The 2,813-nt window shown below is 68.1% G+C and carries 4 protein-coding genes; all 4 read left to right on the top strand.

The genetic code is table 11. From position 1 onward, the window contains the following. Window positions 1–3: 3 nt before the first annotated feature. A complete protein-coding gene (locus tag D7Y13_RS40485; protein ID WP_279637179.1) occupies window positions 4–138 on the top strand; it encodes an ABC transporter permease in 135 nt (44 codons plus the stop codon). After that, the gene (locus D7Y13_RS40480) at window positions 135–878 is read left to right on the top strand and encodes an ATP-binding cassette domain-containing protein (RefSeq protein ID WP_120585097.1); all 744 of its coding nucleotides are present in this window, start codon (window positions 135–137) and stop codon (window positions 876–878) included. Before D7Y13_RS40485 ends, D7Y13_RS40480 begins: the two co-directional genes overlap by 4 nt. Continuing rightward, complete coding sequence (locus D7Y13_RS40475) at window positions 871–1,881, top strand: MlaD family protein (RefSeq protein WP_120585098.1); 1,011 nt, start codon at window positions 871–873, stop codon at window positions 1,879–1,881. Before D7Y13_RS40480 ends, D7Y13_RS40475 begins: the two co-directional genes overlap by 8 nt. 101 nt (window positions 1,882–1,982) lie before the next feature. Further along, a partial coding sequence (locus D7Y13_RS40470) for a condensation domain-containing protein (RefSeq protein ID WP_244222450.1) occupies window positions 1,983–2,813 on the top strand: 831 nt, incomplete at its 3' end.

Below are 2,813 nucleotides of genomic sequence, written 5' to 3'. Positions count from 1 at the left end.
GCGGTGGCGGGGCTCAAGGCCCGGGGTGGCGCCGAGGCGGTGGGCGAAGCCACGACGGACGGTGTGGTGGCGGCGAGTCTAGGCTGTCTGTTGATTGACCTGACGGTGTCGCTTGCGTTCCAGTTCGTGCGCCTGTGAATGACACCGGTCAGGACACGCTGGTCTTCGAGGACGTGGCCGTCGCCTTCGAGAAGGGCCGCCGCGTGTTGGACGGCCTGAGCGCCCAGGTGTCCACGCGGGAGCTGACGTTCATCGCGGGGGCGAGCGGCTCCGGCAAGAGCGTGCTGTGCCGTCTGGCGGTCGGACTGCTCAGGCCCGAGGCGGGAGCGGTGACGTTGTTCGGGGAGCGGGTGGACACGCAGGCTGAGCGGACGCTGGTGGGTTTCCGGCGTCGGGCGCCGTACCTGGTGCAGGGGCCGGCGCTGCTGGACTGGAGGACGCTGCGGGAGAACGTGCGGCTCGCGAATCCGAAGGCACCGGAGGACGCGGTGGAGACGGCGCTGGAGCAGGTGGGGCTGAAGGAATGGGCGGACCGGCTGCCACCGGAGCTGGGGCCGGGAGCGAAGAAGCGGGCGGCCATCGCGAGGGCCCTGGTGCTCAAGCCGCGCTACCTGCTCTTGGACGAGCCGACGACGGGGCTGGACCGGAGGGCGGCGACGCAGGTGGAGGCGGTGCTGGCGTCGCTGAAGGAACAGGGATTGGGGGCACTGGTGGTGTCGCACGACTACCGGCAGTTGAGGGAGATCGCGGACCGGGTGTTGGTGGTGGCGAAGGGGCGCTGTGTGTACCTGGGAACGCCGAAGGGCTTCCTGGAGTCCCCCGCCCCGGAGCTGCGGACCTTGACGGCGCCGTTCATGGAGGGCGTGACGGATGGATGAGCAACGGCTGGAGTTGAAGGTGGGAGCGCTGGTGCTCGCGACGTTGGTCGGCGTGCTGGTGCTGCTGTGGTTGATGGGAGAGCTGACGCTGGGACGGGGCACGAAGCTGGAGGTGGACTTCGCGCACACGGGCAACGTGGTGCAGGGCGCCCCGGTGAAGCTGGGCGGCGTGCAGGTGGGCAAGGTGGATGCGATCAAGCTCCTGGCGGATCGGCGGGACGCGAAGGGAATCCCCCTGCCCGTCCGCATGGACCTGTCGGTGGAAGCCTCGGCCCGGGGAGCGTTGCGCAAGGACGCCCGGGTGACGGTGGGGACGGTGGGCCTGCTGGGGGAGCCGTATCTGGAGTTGAACCCGGGCAACGCTGAAGCCGCCCTGCCGGAGTCCGAGGCTTTGCGAGGCGTGGATGCGCCGCGCCTGGACCTGCTGTCGGAGCAGTTGTCCAAGTTCGTGACGCTGTTGTCGGAGATGTTGGAGCGGGATCCGGAAGCGGTGACGGGACTCGCGGCCAACGTGTCACGGCTGGCGAAGACGCTGGATGAGGTCCTGACCGAGAACAAGGGCGACGTGAAGGTGCTGGCATCGGAGCTGGCGGCGGCGTCCAGGGACCTGCGGCAACTGTCGCAGTTGGCGAAGGAATCGCTCCAGCCCGGAGGCAAGGGGGCACGCCTGCTGGATGACGCATCGGCCGTGGCGGCGGTGATGCGAAAGGACCTGCCCGGCCTGACGAAGTCCGCCGGAACGACCCTGGAGGGACTGGCGGCGGTGACCGGCCCGCTGACGGCGGAAGATGGCCAACAGGTGAAGGTGGCCATCCAGCGCTTCACGGCGGCCGCAGGCCAGTTGGAACAGATCGCGACCAAGGCGGACCGCGTGCTGGGAAGACTGGACGCGGGAGAAGGCACGGGTGGCGCCCTGCTCAAGGATCCGGCGCTGTATGACGAACTGCGCACCCTGGTCACGGATCTGCGCAAGCATCCGTGGAAGGTGCTCTGGAAAGACTAAAGTACAGGCATCTACATCGTAGATTCGTTCCGCTGAACGACCGATGCCGACGGGTCTAAAAATCAGGCGATAGAGACCGCGCCCGTTGAAAGGAATCCCAGATGCCGTCGGACCGCGCTCTCTCCGCCCCCGAGTCCGCTCGGGGTGACGCGCCTTCCACTCCCACCGAAGTCGCGCTCGCGAGGATCTGGGCCTCGGTCCTGGAGGTTGAGCGCGTCGGCCTGCACGACGACTTCTTCCACCTGGGCGGCCACTCCCTCCTTGGCACCCAGCTCATCTCGCGCGTGAACGAGACGTTCCGCCTGCGAATGCCCATCCCGCAGATCTTCGACACGCCGACCCTCGCCCTCATGGCGGAGGCCGTCGAAGCCGCGAGGCGCATCGAGTCCTCCGAGGAGGGGCCCGCGCTCGTTGCCTTCCCGCACGAGGGCGACCCACCGCTCTCGTTCGCGCAGGAGCGGATCCTGTTCGTGGAGCAGCTCCATCCTGGAACCACCGCGTTCCGGATTCCCGGCGCCTACCGCATCACCTCACCGATCGACGTCGCGGTGCTGGAGCGCTGCTTCACCGAGCTGACCCGCCGACACGAATCCCTCCGGACCGTCTTCGCGTCCACCGAAGCCGGCTTCGTCACACGGCTGCACCCGGCGCATCCCTTCATCCTCACGAAGGTGGAGGTCAGCCATCTGCGCGCTGCTGAACAGGCAGCGGAGACGGCCCGGCGGACGCGCGAGGAACTTGAACGGCCGCTATCGCTGACCACGGGTCCGCTGATCCAGGGCACCCTGCTTCGCTTCCGTGACGATGACCACCTGCTCCTCCTCACGCTCCACCACATCGTCTCGGATGGTGTGTCCATGGCCGTCCTCCTGCGTGAGCTTCGGACCCTCTACGAGGACTTCTCCGCGGGACGTCCCTCCTCCCTTCCCGCC

The organism is Corallococcus praedator (assembly GCF_003612125.1).
Taxonomy (GTDB): Bacteria; Myxococcota; Myxococcia; order Myxococcales; family Myxococcaceae; genus Corallococcus; species Corallococcus praedator.
This window is presented reverse-complemented; position numbering and strand designations above follow the sequence as displayed.